This window comes from Mesorhizobium sp. WSM4830, from assembly GCF_055811495.1.
This window is the reverse complement of sequence record NZ_JBVVQI010000001.1, coordinates 434,089-453,866: the sequence shown is the minus strand read 5'-3', so window position 1 is coordinate 453,866 and position 19,778 is coordinate 434,089. Positions and strand designations below refer to the sequence as shown.

General features: G+C 63.3%; 19 protein-coding genes. 10 read left to right on the top strand and 9 right to left on the bottom strand.

Going from position 1 to position 19,778, the window contains the following annotated elements:
* Positions 1–6: 6 nt before the first annotated feature.
* The 7 genes from AC0L2Y_RS02295 to AC0L2Y_RS02265 form a co-directional block, all read right to left on the bottom strand.
* Positions 7–615: a thiamine pyrophosphate-dependent enzyme gene (locus AC0L2Y_RS02295; RefSeq protein ID WP_352565710.1), complete on the bottom strand. Its 609-nt coding sequence runs from the start codon at positions 613–615 to the stop codon at positions 7–9.
* A complete protein-coding gene (locus AC0L2Y_RS02290; RefSeq protein ID WP_023674235.1) occupies positions 612–1,112 on the bottom strand; it encodes a thiamine pyrophosphate-binding protein in 501 nt (166 codons plus the stop codon). The genes AC0L2Y_RS02295 and AC0L2Y_RS02290 overlap by 4 nt, the downstream gene beginning before the upstream one ends.
* Before the next feature lie 90 nt (positions 1,113–1,202).
* On the bottom strand, positions 1,203–2,123 hold the full coding sequence (locus tag AC0L2Y_RS02285; protein ID WP_352489696.1) for a LysR family transcriptional regulator: 921 nt from the start codon (positions 2,121–2,123) through the stop codon (positions 1,203–1,205).
* Positions 2,124–3,926, bottom strand: a complete 1,803-nt coding sequence (locus AC0L2Y_RS02280) for an adenine deaminase (RefSeq protein ID WP_473553497.1) — start codon at positions 3,924–3,926, stop codon at positions 2,124–2,126.
* A 36-nt stretch (positions 3,927–3,962) separates the two neighbouring features.
* Positions 3,963–4,598, bottom strand: coding sequence for a glutathione S-transferase family protein (locus tag AC0L2Y_RS02275; protein ID WP_473553495.1), 636 nt, complete (start codon positions 4,596–4,598; stop codon positions 3,963–3,965).
* Positions 4,595–5,317, bottom strand: a complete 723-nt coding sequence (locus AC0L2Y_RS02270; RefSeq protein WP_473553494.1) for a Rieske 2Fe-2S domain-containing protein — start codon at positions 5,315–5,317, stop codon at positions 4,595–4,597. Before AC0L2Y_RS02270 ends, AC0L2Y_RS02275 begins: the two co-directional genes overlap by 4 nt.
* Entirely contained in the window at positions 5,314–5,616 is a 303-nt protein-coding gene (locus AC0L2Y_RS02265; RefSeq protein WP_473553492.1) for a hypothetical protein, read from the bottom strand. Before AC0L2Y_RS02265 ends, AC0L2Y_RS02270 begins: the two co-directional genes overlap by 4 nt.
* Before the next feature lie 223 nt (positions 5,617–5,839).
* Between AC0L2Y_RS02265 and add the strand changes: the two genes are divergently transcribed.
* From add to guaD, 8 genes are all read left to right on the top strand, one after another.
* Positions 5,840–6,880 carry an adenosine deaminase gene (gene add, locus AC0L2Y_RS02260; protein ID WP_473553490.1) on the top strand — a complete coding sequence of 347 codons (1,041 nt, stop codon included), beginning with the start codon at positions 5,840–5,842 and terminating at the stop codon, positions 6,878–6,880.
* A gap of 27 nt (positions 6,881–6,907) precedes the next feature.
* Positions 6,908–8,029 carry a BMP family ABC transporter substrate-binding protein gene (locus tag AC0L2Y_RS02255; protein WP_473553489.1) on the top strand — a complete coding sequence of 374 codons (1,122 nt, stop codon included), beginning with the start codon at positions 6,908–6,910 and terminating at the stop codon, positions 8,027–8,029.
* 59 nt (positions 8,030–8,088) lie between these two features.
* On the top strand, positions 8,089–9,747 hold the full coding sequence (locus AC0L2Y_RS02250; protein ID WP_473553487.1) for an ABC transporter ATP-binding protein: 1,659 nt from the start codon (positions 8,089–8,091) through the stop codon (positions 9,745–9,747).
* 2 nt (positions 9,748–9,749) lie between these two features.
* Entirely contained in the window at positions 9,750–10,802 is a 1,053-nt protein-coding gene (locus AC0L2Y_RS02245) for an ABC transporter permease (protein ID WP_473553485.1), read from the top strand.
* Positions 10,803–10,812: 10 nt separating this feature from the next.
* Positions 10,813–11,748 (top strand): ABC transporter permease, encoded by a 936-nt coding sequence (locus AC0L2Y_RS02240; RefSeq protein ID WP_473553484.1) that lies wholly within the window; start codon positions 10,813–10,815, stop codon positions 11,746–11,748.
* A gap of 7 nt (positions 11,749–11,755) precedes the next feature.
* Complete coding sequence (locus tag AC0L2Y_RS02235) at positions 11,756–13,156, top strand: 8-oxoguanine deaminase (RefSeq protein ID WP_473553482.1); 1,401 nt, start codon at positions 11,756–11,758, stop codon at positions 13,154–13,156.
* Between the two features lie 23 nt (positions 13,157–13,179).
* Entirely contained in the window at positions 13,180–14,043 is an 864-nt protein-coding gene (locus AC0L2Y_RS02230) for an aromatic ring-hydroxylating dioxygenase subunit alpha (RefSeq protein WP_473553481.1), read from the top strand.
* 100 nt (positions 14,044–14,143) lie between these two features.
* Positions 14,144–15,511: a guanine deaminase gene (gene guaD / locus AC0L2Y_RS02225; RefSeq protein ID WP_473553480.1), complete on the top strand. Its 1,368-nt coding sequence runs from the start codon at positions 14,144–14,146 to the stop codon at positions 15,509–15,511.
* A gap of 36 nt (positions 15,512–15,547) precedes the next feature.
* Here the strand turns inward: guaD and AC0L2Y_RS02220 are convergent, their stop codons facing one another.
* Positions 15,548–16,603: an alpha/beta fold hydrolase gene (locus tag AC0L2Y_RS02220; RefSeq protein WP_473553691.1), complete on the bottom strand. Its 1,056-nt coding sequence runs from the start codon at positions 16,601–16,603 to the stop codon at positions 15,548–15,550.
* A 335-nt stretch (positions 16,604–16,938) separates the two neighbouring features.
* Positions 16,939–17,523, bottom strand: coding sequence for a glutathione binding-like protein (locus AC0L2Y_RS02215; protein ID WP_473553478.1), 585 nt, complete (start codon positions 17,521–17,523; stop codon positions 16,939–16,941).
* A gap of 456 nt (positions 17,524–17,979) precedes the next feature.
* Between AC0L2Y_RS02215 and petA the strand changes: the two genes are divergently transcribed.
* Together petA and AC0L2Y_RS02205 are read left to right on the top strand one after the other, a co-directional pair.
* Entirely contained in the window at positions 17,980–18,456 is a 477-nt protein-coding gene (petA, locus tag AC0L2Y_RS02210) for a ubiquinol-cytochrome c reductase iron-sulfur subunit (RefSeq protein ID WP_473553477.1), read from the top strand.
* Between the two features lie 14 nt (positions 18,457–18,470).
* Positions 18,471–19,766: a cytochrome b gene (locus AC0L2Y_RS02205; protein WP_473553475.1), complete on the top strand. Its 1,296-nt coding sequence runs from the start codon at positions 18,471–18,473 to the stop codon at positions 19,764–19,766.
* Positions 19,767–19,778: the final 12 nt, after the last annotated feature.

The following is a 19,778-nucleotide window of genomic DNA, read 5'->3' as shown; positions in this document are numbered from 1 at the left end:
ATCTCGTCAGTTGTGCTCGCTCGGGCCCATGATGACGATGCCTTCGCTCGCCTCGACGTGGCGGACGAAGATATACTTGTCCTCGCGGCCGTCGCTGTGTTTGCGCTTGATGTCCGGCTGGACCGTTCCCGAGACCTTGGCGACCACTATATAGGGTGCCTCCATCGCGAGCCCCCTTGCGCAATGCGCGTCGAACTCGTCCACCGTGCGCACTGTATGGGCGTTCTCGACACCGGCGCCGCGCGCGATCGCAGCAAGGTCGACGCGGCCCAGCGCCGTATGCGTCGGCGGCCCGCCGATCGACTGGTAGCACTCATTGTCCCAGACCACGATGAAGAGGTTTTTCGGTTGTTCGTTGCCGAGCGTGGCCAGGATGCCCAGATTGAAGAGCAGGCCGCCATCCGTATCAAGCGAAACGACGCGGCGGTGCGGCAACCCGGCGGCGAGCCCGAAGGCCTGCGGCGTGACGCAGCCGAGTTGCTGCTGGAACAGGCTCGCCTCGCGCATATGCGGCGCGGCGTTGTACCACTCGTCGACGCTGCCGCCGAGCGAAAGGATCACCAGCTCATCCTTCAGCCGCGCGGCAAGAGCCTTCATGCAGTCGAAGCGTTTCATCGCACCACCTCGCCGCCGAGAGCCACGGCCGAATGGTAGTAGGACGCATAGGACCAGGAATAGGCGTCGACGATGGCGCGCTCGATCTTCGCCTCCTCGGTGACGATCCGGTAGGGCACGCGCAGCGCGTTCAGCACCGGCTCCATGGTGATGCCATGCGGAATTGCCCACCAGTTGTTCTCTCCGAGCTCGCCGCGATAGCTCATCAGCATCACGACCGGGATGCCGGCTCCGAGGCCCATGCGGGCCAGCGGCTCGACCGACGCGCGCAAGCCGGAATTTTCCATGACCAGCGCCGCGCGCTTGCCCGACAGGAAGACCCCGCCGCAGATCGCCGCGCCCTCACCCTCGTTGGTGACGCGGATCGTGCGGATATCCGGATCGGCATCAAGGGCCGGGTAGAGCTCCTTGAACAGCGAATCGGGCAGGTAGCAGACGATGCTCACTCCTGCCCGTTTCAGCCCCCGAATGACCGCGTCGACCGCACTCTGCTTCATGACATCCCCTTCGGCCGGGAAGTCTCGCAAAGCTCAGTTGTTCGAGATAGAGACAAATTTCTCTCTCTATCGATGCGCAAAATGCAACAACTAATCATGCAACGCCTCGACCATGCGGGCCAGCAGCGCCGCGAATGCGGAGGCCGCATCCGACATTTCGCGTTCAAGTCGGGCGAGCAGCATCAGCCGGTGCGGATTCATGCGAGAATCGCGCAACGGCACGAAAACGAGCGATCCGTCAGCCACTTCCGGTTCGATGCCGAGCTTGGTGCGAAGCACCACGCCGAGGTTGAGGCGCACCATCTCGGTCATCAGTCCGATCGAGTTGGTCCGTGACCGTCGCGTGAGGTCGATCATGGAGCGCCCGATCGCATCGTCGATCGAAATCCCCAGCGCAAGGCTGTTGTCCGAGACGATGACCTGTTCGCCGGCAAGATCGAACAGCTTCACTTCCTTGCGGCCGGCAAGGCGGCTGTCCGGATGAGCGACGACGCCCAGCGGCAGAGGCGTGCTCGCGATCTTGCGCACGTTGCGCGGCACGCGCACGTCGAAAGCAAGCGCCAGATCGCATTCGCCGTCGGCAACCGCATCGCAGGCGCGTTGCGACCCGGCGACATGCACATCGACCGATATCTGCGGGTGGCGCTTCCAGAATTCCTTCAGCGCGTTCGGCACCAGCCCGCGCGCCGCGCTCTCCACGATCGCCACGGACAACGAGCCGCGGTTGAGGCCACTGAGATCGTTGATCTCGGACGAGGCGCGCGCCAACTCGGTGATGCTCTGACGCGCGTGGTAGAGCAGAAGCTCGCCTGCGCTGGTCAGTTTCAGTCGCTGGCGCACACGCTCGAAGAGCGGCGTGCCCAGTTCGTCCTCCAGGCCCTTGATGACGCGGCTGATGGAGGATGGCGCCACGTTGAGCGCCTGCGCGGTCTGGCGAACCGAGCCCAGCCGCGCGACCATTTGGAAATAATGGATGCGCGGTGAGACCAGCCCAAGTCGGAAGGGATCCACTCAGGCGGCCTCAAAGGCGGGGACGATCTCCATTTCCGGCACCAGCACGAGACCTTTGTCGGTGATACGAATTTCGGGGATGACCGAGAGCGGGATGAGGTTGAAGCCCATATAGGGAATGCAGCAGCCGGCCGCCTCCCATTCCCGTTTGAGGATCTTCACCTCCTCCGCGACCTCGGTGACGCGCTTGTCGGACAAAAGGCCGGCGATCGGCAGTTCAACCATGGCAGTCACTTTGCCGTCGACGACGACACAGACGCCGCCTTGCGTTTCCTCGATGGCCCGCAGCGCCACCTGCATGTCGGCCTCGTTGAGGCCGGCGATGATGATGTTGTGACTGTCGTGGCCGACAGACGATGCGACGGCGCCGCGTCGCAGCGTGAAATTGCTGAGCAGCCCGTAGGCGACGTTGCCGTCCGACTTGCCATGGCGCTCGACCACAGTGACGAAGCACAGGCCGTGGCGGTCGAAATGGTTCTGCCAGCCGTTGGCCGGATCGAGCGTGATCTTCTGGTGGCCGAGCGTGATCCCCGGCAGTTCGGTGCGGATGGTATGGGCCACCACCTTGCCGGTTGGCAGGTCCGGCGTCAGCTTGATCTGCTTCGGCAGCTTCACTGTGTGGTAGGCCGCGTCCGGATAGCGGTAGCGGGTCGACAGGGCCTGGTCGAGCAGCGGCGTGATCTTGCCGTCATCGACGACGAGTTCGCCGCCATACCACGTGCTGACGGGATCGAAGCCGTCGTCGAGCAGCACCAGGTCGGCACGGCGGCCACCACCGAGGCCTCCGATTTCGCCTTCCATACCAAAGCGCGTCGCGCCATGCAGCGAGCCCATCGCCCAGGCCTGCTCCGGCGTCATGCCGGCCTTCATCGCCTCGCGCGTCACCCAGTCCAGGCCGAAGAGCATCAGGTCGTCAGCATCGCGGTCGTCGGTGCAGACCGCGACGCGCTTGTGCGAGGCTCCGAGTTCCGTGATCGTTTTGATCGCTGCGGGCAGGCTGTGCCAGGGCGTCGTCGGCGGGCCGCCACGCAGGAACAGCCAGATGCCGGCTTCGAGCATGTCGTCAGCGATCTCGCGGTCGATCGCCTCATGCGTATCGGTGACGCCGGACGCGGCATAGGCCGACACGAATTCGCGTCCATAGACGTGGCCCGACACCGGACGGCCGCGTTTCAGCGCCGCAGCGAGGATGGCATGGCTGCGCTCATCGCCCATAGCCACTGGCACGAAATCCATCTTCTCGCCGAGCGCCACGGCTTCCGGCCATTTGTCGAACAATGCGCCCACCTTCTCGGCTGTCAGGTCGCCACCGGCCGTTTCCAGCAACGGCGAAGTTGCCGGGACGGTGCTCGGAACCGTCAGGAAAATGGACAATGGCGCCAGGCGTGCGTCCTCCAGCATCGCCTCGATGCCAGCAACGTCCATGACGTTGCCGATCTCGTGGCTGTCGCAGAAGAGGGTCGTGGTGCCGTTGAGCAGCGCCGCCTCGGCATAGGCGCAGGCCGTCACCATCGAGGATTCGATGTGGATGTGCGGATCGACCAGGCCGGGGGCGACGATGCCGCCCCTGGCGTCATATATCCTGGCGGTACCGCCCTTATAGGTGCCGGCCGGCTTCACAGCGGCGATCCGCCCTCCCCACAACCAGATCTCGCGGCCCGGAAGCACGCGCTCCGAGTAGGTCGACAACACGCGTGCGCCGGCAATGACCAGATCGGGATCGGCTCGCCCGGAAGCGACGCCGGCCAGCCGCCGGGTCATGGACGAGAGCGGCTGGACGGAAAAGCGCGTGAGAAAGGTCATTTTGCTGCCAGCCTCGTTCTCGTTGAATGTTGGGCGTCAATGGTAGTCGGGGATGCCCGGCATGGTCATGAAGCCGGGAAGCACGCGGAAGCGCCGCGCCCAGCGGCGCAGCGCCGGATACTCGTCATGGTCGACGCCGAAATCGCGGCTCAGCGCAAAAGCCGGAAAAAGTGCGATGTCGGCGATGGTCGGGCGGTCAGCAGCGAACCATTCTTTCTTCTCGAAACCCCGCGCGGTCATATGGTCGTCCATGGCGCGGAGCGCGTGCGCGGCACCGGCGCGCAGCGTAGCCTCGTCGCCGGCGGCACCGAACATGGCATGGCGGCGCGCGGCGCCTGCAACGCCAAGATCGCCGGCCGCGAAGAAAAGCCACTGCATCACCTTGGCGAAATCCGCACCATCCGCCGGCAGCCATGCACCCGTTGAATCGTGGCTGCGCGCCAGATGGACGACGATGGACTCGGCGCCGAACATCGTTACCTCGTCGTCGCGGAGAATGGGCAGGCTGCCCGCCGGGTTCATGGCCAGGAATGGCGGCGTCTTCTGCTCCGCCCCCGGAAATGCATCGACTGCAACGGTCTGCCATTCCAGGCCGAGCATGGAAAGCGCCAGCCGCACCTTGTAGCAGTTTTCGTCCAGCTCGTAGTTGTAGAGCGTGATCCCCGCCATCATGCGGCCCGCGTCGTCGAGGTCGCGCCGGTACGCCCGGTCTCGAGATGATGACGCAGCTCGCTCGTCCAAGCGAAGAAGTGCTCCTGCCCCCTGCCGGCATACTTGGCTGCCGGTCCGTCAATCACGACGTGCAGGGCCGATCGTTTGCCGGTCAGCTCCTGCAGGCCAAGAAGCAGCGTGTCTTCGCCGGCCGTCAGGCTGAACAGCATCCCGCTCAGCACCTTCAGATCGGCCACCCCGGATCCGCTGGAGGAGGGCGAAGGCGGCATGGCCTTCACGACATCGATCACCATTGCGGCGGGACTGTCGAGATACAGGCTGCGGACCGGCACCACCTCCTCTGGCAAGGCAGGCAGTTCTGGCAATGCTGCTGCCGGGTCCAGCGCCGTCCAGACCATGCCAGCCGCTTCGGCCGAGATGTAGGCAGACACGGTAATGGACGCCGGCACCCTGAGATCGGGGTGGGCCGGAATGTATCGGCACTGGCCGGCCGCATCGTACTGCCAGCCGTGATAAAGACAGGCAATATGATCGCTGCGGACAAAACCGAAGCTCAGCTTCATACCGCGATGCGGGCAGCGATCCTCCCACACATGCGCTGCGCCGCTGTTGTCGCGCCACACCACCAGTTCGTTTCCACAAAGGCGCGCCCCCGCCGAACTGCCCGGTTCGATCGACCCCGACAGCGCCACTGGGTGCCATCCAGCCTGTATCGTCATTCTGCGTCTTCCTCTCTGGAATATTCCCGAATTTCGGCCCGTTCGCAGTCCATCACCAGACAGTCGATTGGTCCCAGGCTACATGCCATCTCGAAGGCATCGATGAGATCGGGCTGGCCCGAAACCTGGACGACAAAAAGATCGTCCGCGGCTTCGTGCACCAGCAGATCGAGATTGAGCCGAGCGGCACGCCTGTCGGCGAACTCGCTAAAGCTCGACGACACCAGTTGGCCGACGAAGCGCAGGCACGTTGTTTGAGGCGGAGGCGCAAGGTTCTGCGCTTCCAGTAGGTGCTTCATGCCTATATTTCTCCCGGCCTGCACATTTTTTATGCAGTTTTAGAATGTGTCTAGTTAGGCATCATTTTTTGGCTTGTGCAAGCCCCGTTTCCCTGACATCTGTTGCGTATCAGGTGATCGGACAGTTGGAAAAAGCCGCGATTATCGAACAACTCGGCAGCCGTCCGTCGCCCAAGAAAACCAGGTACGGCTTGGGATTGCCGGTCCGGGCGGGTGAGCGTCGATGTCGTTGTCAAGTTTCATTCAGCTTATACCCAAGGTCGAGTTGCACTTGCACCTCGAGGGCGCCGTCTCCACAGAGACATTCGCCGAGCTGGCGGCGCTGAACGCGGTGCCGCTGCCGGACGGCAGACCGACATCGGAGCTCTACAGCTACGGCAACCTGCTGGATTTCCTGAAGATTTACGATCTGGTTTGCGCCTCGATCAGGACCGCGGACGATTTCTCTCGCATCACGTTCGAGGCATTGGAGCGCTGCGCGAAGGCCGGTGCGCGCTACGTCGAACTGTTCTTCAGCCCGCATGCGCATCTGGCTCATGGCGTGGCCTATTCGACTATGCTCGAAGGCATCCTCGACGGCTTTCACCGCGCGAAGGAGCGCTATGGGCTTATAGCAAAGCTGATACCGGCGCATGCGAAGCCGCTCGGCGCGGCAGGTGGCGAGCGCTTCCTCGACATGGTTCTGGCCGAGCGCCCGGCAGAGGTGATCGGCATCGGCTTCGATTACGAGGAACGCCCGAACCCGCCGCCGATGTTCGCGCGCATCGTCGAGCGGGCGCGGGCGGCCGGGCTCAATGTCACCAACCATGCGGGCGAGGACGGCCCGGCGGGCTACGTCCGCGATACCGTCGACGTCCTCGGCCTAAGACGGATCGACCACGGCTACCACGTGGTCGACGACCCGGCGCTGATGGAACAGTGCAGGGAGATGGGCATCGTCTTCACCTGCTGTCCGAGTACGACGCTGGCCACCACTGTCTGGCGCGACCTTTCCGCGCCCGACCACGCGATCCGCCGCATGATCGAGGCCGGGCTTACCGTGACGATCCACTCCGACGATCCGCCCATGTTCGGCACGACGCTCGACCGCGAATACGCGCTGATCGCCGAAAATTTTGCGCTCGGGCCGCAAGCACTGAAGCAGATCGCGCTGGCCGGCGTGTCCGCCGCATGGCTCGACGACGACATCAAACAGGCATGGCTGGCCGACTGGTCGGCAGAAATCGACCGCCTCATGGAAACCGAACTGTCTCTCCCGAACTGAACATAACACGGAACAAAGGACCGACGCATGATCGACCTGCGCAATCTCTCCCGCCGAGGCTTCCTCAACATGGGCGCCGCAGCCGGCGCCTCGCTGCTCCTGCCGAAATCCGGCCTTATCACGCCCGCGCATGCACAAACGCCGCTCGCCGCCGTCGCCGAGGAAAACGCTGTCATCGCCTTCGGCCACACCGGTCCGGTGACCGATGAAGGCTGGACCTGGAGCCACGACCAGGGCATGAAGGCCGTGCAAGAAGCGTTCCCGAAGCTGAAGACGCTGTTCGTCGAAAGCATCCCCTACTCGGCCGACGCGACCCGCACTTTCCGCCAGTTTGTCTCGGAAGGTGCCAACATGGTGTTTGCCACTTCCAACTATGGCGACTTCCTCTACGACGTGGCCAAGCGTTCGCCGGACGTCGCCTTCTATGAATGCGATGGCCGCAACCCGCTCGAAAATCTCTCGACCTATTACCTTGCCCACTGGTATCCGACCTACGTCACCGGTGTCGCCGCGGGCCTGATGAGCAAGAGCGGCAAGCTCGGCTACGTCGCCTCCTTCCCGGTTCCGTCGGTCTTTTCCGGCACCAACGCCTTCCTGATGGGCGCCCGTTCGGTCAATCCCAACGCCACGATGCAGACCATCGTCATCAACTCGTGGTTCGATCCGCAGGCGGCCACCCAGGCCGGCACCGCGCTAATCGACAACGGCGCCGACCTTCTGTTTGGCATCATGGACGAAGCCGGCTATCTGCAGGTGGCCGAGCAGCGCGGCGCGAAGGCCGTCATGTGGAATACCGACATCCGCCGCTACGGGCCGAAGGCCTACGTCTCCTCGATCGCCATCGACTTCAAGAAATTCTATGTCGACCAGGTGCGCCTGCGGCTCGAAGGCAAGTGGACGCCCTCGCAGACCATCCTGCCGATGGGCGGCGGTATCGACCGCGATGCCTGGGGCGAGACGGTGCCCCCGGAGGTCGCAAAGCAGGCAGATGTCGTGCGCGACAAGATTCTCGGTGGCTGGAGCCCGTTCGAGGGCGAGATCAAGGACACCAACGGCAACGTCAAGGTGGCTGCCGGCCATCGCATGACCGAAGAGGAACTCTACAACTGGGATTGGTCGATCGAAGGCGTCAGCGGCCTCCAAGCGTGATCCCGAAGATTGCAGAGTTTTCGGATAGACTATGCGGCAGAGGGCAAGAGCTAAGCAGGATGAATGATTTTGTTCCAGTTCATCATGCTTCGAGTGAGCACCGCTACGGCGGCGTGCAGGTGCCGTCCAGCTCCCCGGGGCGTTACGAGCCGGGCTCCGGCGCGCCGCCGCTCGTGCTGCTCAAGGGCATCAGCAAATATTTCCCCGGCGTCGTTGCCAACCAGGATGTCGACCTGGACGTGATGCCGGGGGAGATCCACGCCTTGCTCGGCGAGAACGGCGCCGGCAAGTCGACCTTGATGAACATCCTCACCGGCATCTATCAGCCGGATGCCGGTGAGATCGTCGTCGACGGCTATGCCAAACGCTTCGCGTCTCCGGTCGATGCGATCTCCGCCGGTATTGGCATGGTCCACCAGCATTTCAAGCTGGTGACCGCCTTCACGGTCGCCGAGAATATTCATCTCGGCTGGTCCGAAACGCCCAAGCGTATTGGCTCGTCCGTGCTCGAGGCGCGGACTGCCGCACTGGCCGAGAAGCTGAACCTCGCGGTGCGGCCATCCGCGCGCGTCGCCGATCTTTCGACCGGGGAGCAGCAGCGCGTGGAAATCCTACGCGTGCTCGCGCGCAACGCCCGCGTTCTGATCCTCGACGAGCCGACTGCAGTGCTTACTCCGGCGGAGGCGCGCGAGCTCTTCAAGGCGCTCAAGCAGTTCGTGTCCCGGGGCAATGCGGTGGTCTTCATCAGCCACAAGCTCGACGAGGTCCTGGAGATATCCGACCGCATCACCGTGCTGCGCGGCGGCCGCAAGGTGGCCACCGAGAAGACCGCGGACTGCAGCGAGAAGATGCTGGCGCGCCTGATGGTTGGCCGTGAGATCGTGCTCAGCAATCTGCGTGCCAGGCAGCCAGGCGCGGCCGGCATCTCCGCCGAGCCGGTGCTCAGCCTCAAATCCGTCGTCGCGCGTGACGACGTGGGCGGCATCCTTCTCGACGAGATTTCGCTCGACATCCATGCCGGAGAGATTCTCGGCATCGCCGGCGTGGCCGGCAACGGCCAGAAGGAGCTGACCCAGGCCGTCACCGGCTTACGGCCGATCCACTCCGGCCAGATAGTGCTCGGCGGAAAGGACGTCACGACCGCCGGCGCGGTCGATTACGCGAAGTTCGGCGTCGGCCACATTCCCGAAGACCGGCTGCACAGCGGCCTGGCGCCGGCGCTTTCAATCACCGACAACGCCATAATCCGCGAATATGCGTCGGCGCCTGTTTCAAAGGGCCTCGCATTCCGACCGCGCCTTGCGGCTGCTCTCGCGCGCACGATCGCCGAAGCGGCATCCGTTGCGGTGCCCGATTTCGGCATGCCCATGCGCAACCTTTCCGGCGGCAACCAGCAGCGCCTCGTCGCACGCCGCGAGATGCGCATCGCAAGCAAGGTTCTGATCGCCGCCTATCCGAGCCGCGGCCTCGATGTCGGAGCGATCAACACGATGATGCACCATCTCGTCGAATTGCGCGATGCCGGCGTCGGGGTGCTCTTCATTTCCGAGGAACTGGAAGAGCTGTTCAACCTGTCGGATCGCATCGCCGTGATGTTCCATGGCAGGATCATGGGCGCGGTGGAGACTGCCGCCACCGACATCGAGGAAATCGGCCTGATGATGGGCGGGCATATGCGGTCCAGCGCCGGCGCCCAGGCCGCTGCCGGGAAGCACTGACCTTGGCGATCAAGCTCCAGCGCGTTCCATCCGCGCAGCCCTCCGTTGCCTTTGCGGCACGTGCCCTGGCGATCGTGCTGGCGCTGGTGGTCGCCGGCCTGGTTCTGGCCGCTCGCGGCAACGCTCCCATCGAACTCGCCTGGGAGGTGCTCAGCTCGACTTTTGGCTCGAGCTTCGGGCTGGAAGATGTCGGACTTCTGGTCACTCCCCTGATTCTGACAGGCCTGTCGGTCTGGGTAGCGCTGAGAATCGGCGCCTGGAACATCGGCGCGGAGGGCCAATTCTATGCCGGCGCCTTCGGCGCCACGGCGGTCGCGCTGTTCATTCCCGGCCCGACCTGGCTGATCCTGCCTGTTATGTTCATCGCTGGCGCGCTCGGCGGGCTGCTCTGGATACTGGTGCCGACGCTGGCGCGCGCCTACGCCGATGTCAGCGAACTCATCACCACCCTGCTTCTGAATTTCGTGGCGACGCTGATGGTCTATTATGTCGCCACCGGCCCATGGCTCGACCCGAGCGGCCACGCGCTCGCGACCACTGCGCGTCTGCCGCATGACGTGCCCGAATTCTGGGGTATCGTGCACTACGGTTTCCCGCTGGCGATCCTGCTCACCTTTGCCATCGCAGGACTGCTCAACTACACGCGCTGGGGTTACGAGGTGCGGGTCGCCGGGTCGAACCCGAGCGCGGCGCTTTATGCAGGCATGCCGTTCCGCCGCCGCCTGATCGTCGTCCTGCTGATGTCGGGAGCGATTGCCGGCATCGCCGGTATGCTGGAAGTAGCTGGCACGGTGCATCGCCTGCAGGGCGGCATCTCCAACAATTTCGGCTATCTCGGCATCATGGTCGCGGTGCTGGCGCGTGGTTCCTCACTTGGCGTGCTCGCGGGCGCGGCTTTGATGGGCGTCATCCTGAATTCGGGCATCATCCTGCAGACGCAAGGCATCACCGTCTCGGCCGTGCTCGCCATCACCGGACTGATCCTGTTCTTCACGGCGATCGGCAACGAACTCGCTCACTACCGCATCACGCGGACTGAACCGGCCGCGAGCTGAGGAAACACCCATGGACATGATCGCCGGACTGATCCAGACCTCCATTCTCGCCGGCGGCGTGCTGGCGCTGGCGGCGCTGGGCGAGACGCTCTCCGAGCGCGCCGGCGTTGTCAATCTCGGCGTCGAAGGGCTTATGGCGCTCGGTGCAATCACTGGCATCGCGGTCGTCGTCGCCACGCCGCACCCTATGCTCGGCTTCGTCCTTGCGCTTGCCGTCGGTTTCCTCGTTGGCTGTGTCTTCGCGCTTGGCACCGTCGTCGTCAAAGCGAACCAGGTGTTGTGCGGCCTGGCGCTGACGCTGATGGGCACCGGCATGGCCGCAACGATCGGTCGCGCCTATTCCGGCATGCCGGCGCCGGCGACCTTCGCGCCGATCGCTATTCCCTATCTTAGCGACATCCCACTGCTCGGTCGCGCGATCTTCACACAGAACATTCTTGTCTACCTGATCTACATCGTCTTGCCGGTTGTGCTGCACTACATCATGTTCCGCACGCGCCACGGGCTGAATATGCGCGCGGTGGGCGAAAACCCCGCGGCAGCCGACGCCGCCGGCATTTCGGTGCAAAGCATCCGCTTCTGGTATGTCGCCGCGGGTTCGGCGCTGGCGGCCGGCGCCGGCGCTTACCTCACGCTTGCCTTCGTTCCCTCCTGGTCGGAAGGCGTCGTGGCCGGCCGCGGCTGGATTGCCGTCTCTCTCGTTATCTTCGCAGGCTACCGGCCCCTCAACGCCGTGCTGGCCGCTCTGCTGTTCGGTCTCATCACCTCGCTCGGCTTCGTCGGCCAGGCACGCAACTGGCCGATCGCCGCGCCGATCCTGTCGATGCTACCCTATCTCGGCACAATCGCGCTGATCATCGTGCCGGTACTCACCTGGCAGCGCATGCGCCGGGTAATGGCCGCGCCGGCTGCTCTCGGCGAACCCTATTTCCGCGACATGCGTTGAGACCATCATGCCTCGCCTGCTTGTCAAGAACATCGATCTGCTCGCCACCTTCGACGATACGCGCCGCGAGATTTCCGACGGCGCCTTGTTGATCGACGACAACGTCGTCGAAGCGGTCGGCACCACCGCCGAACTCAGTGCCTCCAGCGCCGACGAAGTGCTCGACCTATCGGGCCATGTCGTCATGCCGGGCATGGTGAACACGCATCATCATATGTACCAGAACCTCACCCGTGTGATGGCTCAGGACGACGAGCTGCTTGTCTGGCTGAAGACGCTCTATCCGATCTGGGCCGAGCTCGACGACGATGCGATAGGCGTCTCGGCGCGCGTAGCGATGGCCGAGCTCATCCATTCGGGCTGCACGACCAGCTCCGATCATCTCTACATCTTGCCCAACAACTGCACGCTCGACGCGACGATCGGTGCGGCCCGCAATATCGGTCTGCGTTTCCACGCTGCGCGTGGAGCCATGTCGCGCGGCGAAAGCCAGGGCGGCCTGCCGCCGGACCGCTGCGTCGAAAAGGAAGAGGATATCCTGAAGGATGCCGAACGGCTGATCGGCAGCCATCACGACGCGTCGCGGCATTCGATGAGTCGCATCATCGTGGCTCCTTGCTCGCCCTTCTCGGTGACGCCGGAGCTGATGCGCGATGCGGCATCGCTGGCGCGCAGCCACAAGGGCGTAAACCTGCATTCGCACCTTGCCGAAGAGCTTTTCGAGGAGAAGTACTGCCTCGAAATCTATGGCAAGCGGCCGGTCGAGTTCGCCGAATCCGTCGGCTGGCTCGGTGACGACGTCTGGTTCGCCCACTCGATCTTCATGACCAGCGACGAGATCGACCGCTTCGCCGAAACCGGCACCGGGGTCACCCATTGCCCGTCGGCCAACATGCGCTGCGGGCAGGGCATCGCGAAGATCCGCGAGATGCTCGACAAGGGTGTGAAGGTCGGCCTTGGCGTCGACGGCTCGGCCTCGAACGACACGTCGAACCTGTTCATGGAAGCGCGGCTGGCGCTGATGCTTCAGCGTGTCGCGCCGCACCACTATCTCTCCGAAAAGCCCGGCGGCCGCGGCGGTTTCGGCGGCACGCCGACGGCGCTGTCCGCGCGCGAAGCCCTCGAAATGGCGACGCGCGGCGGCGCTGCCCTGCTCGGCCGCAATGACATCGGCCATCTCGCACCCGGCATGTGCGCCGACTTCATCGCGGTCAAACGCAGCCAACTCGGCCTTTCCGGCACCGAGCGCGACCCGCTCGCCGCGCTGGTGCTTTGCGGACCTTTCAAGGTCGACTATTCCTACATCAACGGCCGGCAGATTATCGCGAGAGGCGACTTCGCCTCTTTCGATGTCGAGGCGGCGATGGCCGACCACCGGGCCGTGATGGACCGCATCTATCGGCAGTGAGACAGCACAGGAAGGACGCAACAATGACCATTAAGCGAGCTGCGGAGCAGGCGGCCCTCGATCAATGGTATTGCATTGAAGCGGTGAACGAGATTCCGGTCGGCACGATGCCGAACCGGCTTCTGGGCATCGATCTGTTGGTAGCCCGCGATACGGCAGGCGCGGTCAATGTGTCGCGTGCCGGTGACGGCAGCCAAGTCCCGGCCAAGGAACGCTACGGCTATCTATGGATCACGCTCGGCATGCCGGCCGGCGATGTGCTGTCGATCCCGGAGGCCTATGAGGACGACCGCCGGCCTGTCGTTTGCGGAGCAATCGCGGTAAAGGCGTCCGGCCTGCGCATCATCGAGAATTTCCTCGACATGGCGCATTTCCCCTTCGTCCATACCGACATATTGGGCGCCGAGCCGCACACGGAAGTGCGGCATTACACAACCGAAATCCGCCGCGACGTGGATGAGGTATGGGCGACCAACTGCGAATTCTTCCAGCCGCAGGCAGCACTCTCGGCGACCGGCGGCATCATGACCCAATACATGTACCGGGTCGCCAATCCTTTCGCGGTGATGCTCTACAAGACCTGCCCCAACTCGGCTACCCGGTGGGACGTGATCTGCCTATTCGTGCAGCCCCTCGATCCGGACCGCTGCCGCGCACACCCCGTCATGTTCCTGATCGACGACGTATCGACCACGACCGAACTGGTGCAGTTCCAGCAGCTCATCTTCCTGCAGGACCGCATCATCCTGGAGAACCAGCGGCCACTTCTTTTGCCGCTCGAGCCGCGCGCGGAAATCCCGACGCGGGCCGACGGCTCGTCGATCGCCTATCGCCGCTGGCTGAAGGAGAAAGGCATCACCTACGGCACGACGGCGCAAGCCGCATGAGCGGCAGCCCTTCCGCTATTGTCATCGGCATCGACGGACGGGCAAACGCGCTCTGGCGCTTCGCGACGGCAGTGCGTAACTGTTCTTCGGCGGAGGACAGGTGAGCGACCTGAGCGGCAAGACGCTTCTGGCCAGCGGCTTTCACGCGCCGGAGCGCGGGCTCGTGGAAGAGTTGCGCCATGCCCTGATCGCAGTCGATCAATCAGGCATCATCGCCTCGGTGCTGCATCCGCATGATGCCGGCTATGACGAGGCGCTGGAGGCCGCGCGCCGGACCGGTTCGCTGGCGACCTTGCCGGCGCAGAGTTATCTGCTGCCCGGCTTCGTCGATCTTCACGTGCACGCGCCACAATATCCGCAGCTCGGCCGGGCGCTGGACGTGCCGCTCGAGGCCTGGCTTCACAAACACACGTTTCCCCTGGAGGCGCGCTACGCCGATCTCGCCTTCGCCCGGCGCAGCTACGGCCTGCTGGTCGACGACCTGATCGCCAACGGCACGACCACAGCGCTCTACTTCGCAACCATCCACCAGGACGCGACAAGGCTGCTCGTCGACATCTGCCTCGAACGCGGACAACGTGCGCTGGTCGGCAAAGTGGCGATGGACAATCCCAACGAATGCCCGGCCTATTATCGCGATAGCTCGGCGGACGCGGCCATCGATGGCACGCGCGCTCTGATCGACTACGTGCATGGGCATCCGGACAATGCCACGGGACGGGTAAAGCCGGTCATTACGCCGCGCTTCATCCCCTCTTGTACCGACGCCGCCCTCGAAGGGCTCGGCACGCTTGCGCAGGAATGCGGCTGCCATGTGCAGACGCATTGCTCGGAGAGCGACTGGGCGCATGGCTACGTGCTGCAGCGCCACGGGATCAGCGACACGTCGAGCCTTGATCGCTTTGGCCTGCTGCGCGCCGGCAGCGTGCTCGCGCACGCCAATTTCATTACGCTTGCCGACATGGAGACGATCCGCGTGCGCAAGGCGGCCGTGGCGCACTGCGCCGTTTCCAACGCCTATTTCGCAGGCGCCGTGTTCCCGTTGAGGGCGGCCCTCGAGAAGGGTGTCAAGGTCGGGCTCGGCACCGATATTTCCGGGGGACCGAGCGCCTCGATGTTCGATGCGATGCGCGCGACGGTCATGTCGTCGCGCATGCTGGAAACCGGCACCGACCCGGCGCTAGCGGCCGAGGCGCGCGGCACGGCCGGAACAGCCCGCGTCGACTTTCGCGAGGCCTTCCACCTAGCGACGGTAGGCGGCGGCGCGGCACTCGGCTTGCCTGTGGGGCGATTCTCGCCTGGCTACCATTTCGATGCGATCCTGGTCGACACCGCCGCGCCCAGAGGCACAATTCACCTGTGGGACGAACTCGACGACGGCGACGGCATCCTTCAGAAGATCGTCTACTCCGCTTCCAAGGCCAACATCGCGTCGGTCTGGGTCGGCGGGAGAGCTGTTCTCGCCTAAGCCGACAGGAGGCTGTGCCGAGAACCAGAATGGATATCAATATTCGCCGACGTCGATGACAGCCTGGGCAAAGGCTTGCGGGGCTTCTTGAGGCAAGTTGTGGCCGATACCGCCGGTGATGATCCGGTGCGTGTATCTGCCCGAAAATTTCTTGGCGTAGGAACTGCTGTCGGGATGGGGTGCGCCGTTGGCATCACCCTCAAGGGTAATAGTCGGCACGATGATCACGGGAGCTTCGGCCAGCCGGTTTTCCAGACCGTCATATTCCGGCTCGCCCTGCGCCAGGCCGAGCCTCCAGCGGTAATTGTGAATGACGATGCTGACGTGATCCGGGTTGTCCAGGGCTGCGGCGCTGCGCTGGAAGATGTTATCGTCGAAATTCCACTGCGGCGAAGCGAGTTGCCAAATGAGTTTGGCGAAATCGCGCGTGTATTTCTCATAGCCGGCGCGGCCGCGATCCGTGGCGAAGTAATACTGATACCACCATTGAAGCTCCGCCTCGGGTGGCAGCGGCACCATGCCGACCTGCTGATTTCCGATGAGATAGCCGCTCACCGAGACGATCGCCTTGCAACGCTCGGGCCAGAGCGCGGCAACAACATTGGCCGTTCGGGCGCCCCAGTCGCAGCCGGCGATCGTGGCCTTTTCGATCCCCAGCGCATCCATCAGGGCAATCGTATCCACGGCGAGCGCCGACTGCTGGCCGTTGCGCATCGTCTCGTCCGACAGGAAGCGCGTAGTGCCGTAGCCGCGCAGGTAGGGCACAATCACGCGGTACCCCTTTGCGGCAAGCAAAGGAGCGACGTCGGTGTAGGTGTGAACGTCATAAGGCCAGCCATGAAGCAGGATCACTGGGGCACCGTCAGCAGGCCCTAGCTCGGCATATCCGACGCTCAGTTTTCCGGCATTGACCTGTCTAGGCGAGCCGAATGATTTCTGCCGGGCTTGCGTCGCGGATGCCCTTGCCTCGACCGTCCAAGTGGCTGCCGGCGCGCTCAAGCCGAGTTCGGTGGCGGCGAGCGTCATTGCTGTTGCACCAACAATGCGCCGGCGGCGATGATCGACCGTCTCGGGAGCCTTACTCGCATTCATGATAAAGCCTCTATGATGACCAACAAGCCGGAACGACCAGACCGCCCGCATCGGCCGACAGGAAATATTGCGCTTATTTCGACGGTGACTGGGGCGAATCCAGGATTGTAACCACTCGGCCAGGAGGCAGTGCGGCGAGCTCTGACTGAATGTCGGTAAGGTCCAGCGTTTCCTCGATTTCCCTCCTCAGAAATTCGAGACTTTGGCCTTCCCCGCGCTTGGAAGCGGCTGGATGCAGCATCCGCAGAAACTCCAGCATGAGAATGACTCCTGATCTTCTGTTGGGGCGAGAGGATATGTTGCGTCTGATCTTATGCTCGAAGCCACCCTCGGCTTTAGACGAGGCCCTCACGATCCATTGCGATGCGCACGGCCGGCCGGGCAGCCATTCGGGCGCGGAGCGCTTGCAAAGGCGCGGGAACAGGGACGTGGAAGCGCGCCGCCCAAAGCAGCATCACGAAAAGATAAAAATCCGCGACGCTGGGTTTGTCGCCGAACAGATAGTCGGTCTCGAGCCCGTCAGCGAAGAACTCGAGTTGGCTCGTAATCGTCGCGCTCGCCTTGGCCTTTTCGGCATCGCTGCTTTGGTGCCACATCGGCTTGAAGCTTCGGTGTATTTCAGTTGAGACGTAGGCCAACGCTTCGAGAAGGCGGGTACGGCCCAACGGCCCCGCCGCTCCCAGTGCCGGGTATTGCGACGCAATCCACTCGAGGACGGCGATATTTTCCGTCAGCGTTTCGCCGCTGTCCAGCACGAGGGCTGGAACATAGCCCTTGCGCGTGACGGTAGTGAAATCATCCCCGGAGCCCGTTCGTTTGGTCTTGAGGTTCACGCTTTCGCGCTCGAAGGAAACACCCGCTTCTTCCAGTGCGATGTGGTCCGCCAGGCTGCAGGAGAGAGGGCTGTAATAGAGTTTCACCGCTTTTCCCTTTTTCGGAACCCGATTGAATCGCGCTGGTCCTCGCCGGGCGGAAAACCTGCCACGCGAGACAGCCGCCCCAGAAACTCGCACCTGGCGGAGACCACGACTACAACACCGACAGCTAGACGTGCCTATGCCGAGGTATGGTCGGGCTGAAGTTCGGGGATCGCCGTGCGCAATGCCGGGGCGCGTGCCAGCTCAGTGACCAACGGTTATCTCGAGAGATCCAGAACCTTCCATGATGGCATCATCGCCAGCCCGGCCAGTCCTTCGCTCAGGAAATCCTAAACGAAAGTATTGGACGCACGTGCCGTTGGCACGATGGCTCACACCCGGCCACGGCCGGCATATTCCGCGCGGCATGAGCAGACTGGAAAGGCGAAAGCCGTGGCCTGCTTTTGCTCGATTGCCACCAACGCGATGACGCAGCTTCCAACAACAGGAGTCGCCATCATGGCCGACCTTTCCGAGACCTCCACAGCCGAGCACACATTGCGCGTCGAAGCGCCCGCCGCGATCGAGGTCGACGTCTCCTCGCTGGCGCCGGGAACGTCGCTGATCGTCGACTGGCACGGCAAGCCGGTGGTCGTGCGCAACCGCACCGAAAAAGAGAGGAAGGAAGCCGAGGCGGTCAATCTCGCCGAGCTCAAGGATCCAATCGCCCGCAATGCCAACCTGCCGGCCGACGCGCCGGCAACCGATGCCAACCGAACCACGCCGGGCAAGGAAGCCTGGATGGTGATGGTACAGGTCTGCACCCATCTTGGCTGCATCCCGCTCGGCCAGGAAGGCGATTTCGGCGGCTGGTTCTGCCCATGCCACGGTTCCGTATACGATACTGCCGGCCGCATCCGGAAGGGTCCGGCGCCGGAGAACATGGCGGTACCGGTGTTCCAATTCGTTTCCGACACCAAGATCCGCATCGGTTGAGGCGGGGCATTTCGATGAGCGGCAACAAACACTCGACCTATACGCCCAAAACCAGAATCGAACGTTGGTTCGACGCCCGCCTGCCGCTGCCGCGGCTGGTGCACGACAGCTTCATCGTCTATCCCGTCCCGCGCAACCTGAACTACGCCTATACGTTCGGCGGCATTCTCACGATCATGCTGGTTTCACAGATCCTGACCGGTATCGTGCTGGCGATGCATTACGCACCTGATACGGGGCTGGCCTTCAATTCGGTCGAGCAGATCATGCGCGACGTGAATTCGGGCTGGCTGCTGCGCTATCTCCATTCCAACGGCGCGTCGTTCTTCTTCATTGCCGTCTACATCCATATCTGTCGTGGGCTCTACTATGGTTCGTACAAGGCGCCGCGTGAGTTGCTGTGGGTGCTCGGTTGCACCAACCTCCTGCTGATGATGGCGACGGCCTTCATGGGCTACGTGCTGCCTTGGGGACAGATGTCGTTCTGGGGCGCTACTGTCATCACCAACTTCTTCACGGCCGTCCCACTGGTCGGCGACTGGCTCCAGCAGCTTTTGCTCGGCGGCTTCGCGGTCGATAATCCGACGCTGAACCGCTTCTTTGCGCTGCATTACCTTCTGCCATTTGTGCTTGCGGGCGTGGTGACCTTGCATATCTGGGCGCTTCACGTCGTCGGCCAGAACAATCCGACCGGCATAGAGGTCAAATCGAAGACCGATGTCGTGGACTTCACGCCCTATGCCACCGTCAAAGATGCCTTCGGCATCCTCGTATTCCTGTTCTTCTTCGCCTATTTCGTCTTCTACCTGCCGAACTATCTCGGCCATCCCGACAATAACAGCATTGCCAATCCGCTGAAGACGCCGGCCCATATCGTGCCGGAATGGTACTTCCTGCCGTTCTACGCGATCCTGCGCGCCATCACCTTCAATATCGGGCCGATCGATTCCAAGCTCGGCGGCGTGCTCGCGATGTTCGGCTCGATCGCGGTGCTGTTCCTGGTGCCCTGGCTCGACACCTCGAAGGTACGCTCGGCTGTCTACCGGCCCTGGTACAGGGTGCTCTTCTGGCTGTTCGTTGCCAACGCCCTCTTTCTCGGCTGGCTCGGCTCCCGGCCGGCGGAAGGCGCATACGTCGTCATGTCCCAACTGGCGACGCTTTACTATTTTGCGTTCTTCATCGTCGCCATGCCGGTGCTCGGGCTGATCGAAAAGCCGCGACGGCTGCCGAATTCGATCACCGAAGCAATTCTCGAAAAAGACAAGGCCAGCGGCAGAGGCCCGATCGCCGGGCCGGAGACCAAACATTGAACTGGGCATCGC

Coding starts and splice junctions, on each gene's coding strand:
- AC0L2Y_RS02295 (WP_352565710.1), bottom strand. CDS start 615: ATGAAACGCTTCGACTGCATGAAGGCTCTTGCCGCGCGGCTGAAGGAT.
- AC0L2Y_RS02290 (WP_023674235.1), bottom strand. CDS start 1,112: ATGAAGCAGAGTGCGGTCGACGCGGTCATTCGGGGGCTGAAACGGGCA.
- AC0L2Y_RS02280 (WP_473553497.1), bottom strand. CDS start 3,926: ATGACCTTTCTCACGCGCTTTTCCGTCCAGCCGCTCTCGTCCATGACC.
- AC0L2Y_RS02275 (WP_473553495.1), bottom strand. CDS start 4,598: ATGATGGCGGGGATCACGCTCTACAACTACGAGCTGGACGAAAACTGC.
- AC0L2Y_RS02270 (WP_473553494.1), bottom strand. CDS start 5,317: ATGACGATACAGGCTGGATGGCACCCAGTGGCGCTGTCGGGGTCGATC.
- AC0L2Y_RS02265 (WP_473553492.1), bottom strand. CDS start 5,616: ATGAAGCACCTACTGGAAGCGCAGAACCTTGCGCCTCCGCCTCAAACA.
- add (WP_473553490.1), top strand. CDS start 5,840: ATGTCGTTGTCAAGTTTCATTCAGCTTATACCCAAGGTCGAGTTGCAC.
- AC0L2Y_RS02255 (WP_473553489.1), top strand. CDS start 6,908: ATGATCGACCTGCGCAATCTCTCCCGCCGAGGCTTCCTCAACATGGGC.
- AC0L2Y_RS02250 (WP_473553487.1), top strand. CDS start 8,089: ATGAATGATTTTGTTCCAGTTCATCATGCTTCGAGTGAGCACCGCTAC.
- AC0L2Y_RS02240 (WP_473553484.1), top strand. CDS start 10,813: ATGGACATGATCGCCGGACTGATCCAGACCTCCATTCTCGCCGGCGGC.
- AC0L2Y_RS02235 (WP_473553482.1), top strand. CDS start 11,756: ATGCCTCGCCTGCTTGTCAAGAACATCGATCTGCTCGCCACCTTCGAC.
- AC0L2Y_RS02230 (WP_473553481.1), top strand. CDS start 13,180: ATGACCATTAAGCGAGCTGCGGAGCAGGCGGCCCTCGATCAATGGTAT.
- AC0L2Y_RS02220 (WP_473553691.1), bottom strand. CDS start 16,603: ATGAATGCGAGTAAGGCTCCCGAGACGGTCGATCATCGCCGCCGGCGC.
- petA (WP_473553477.1), top strand. CDS start 17,980: ATGGCCGACCTTTCCGAGACCTCCACAGCCGAGCACACATTGCGCGTC.
- AC0L2Y_RS02205 (WP_473553475.1), top strand. CDS start 18,471: ATGAGCGGCAACAAACACTCGACCTATACGCCCAAAACCAGAATCGAA.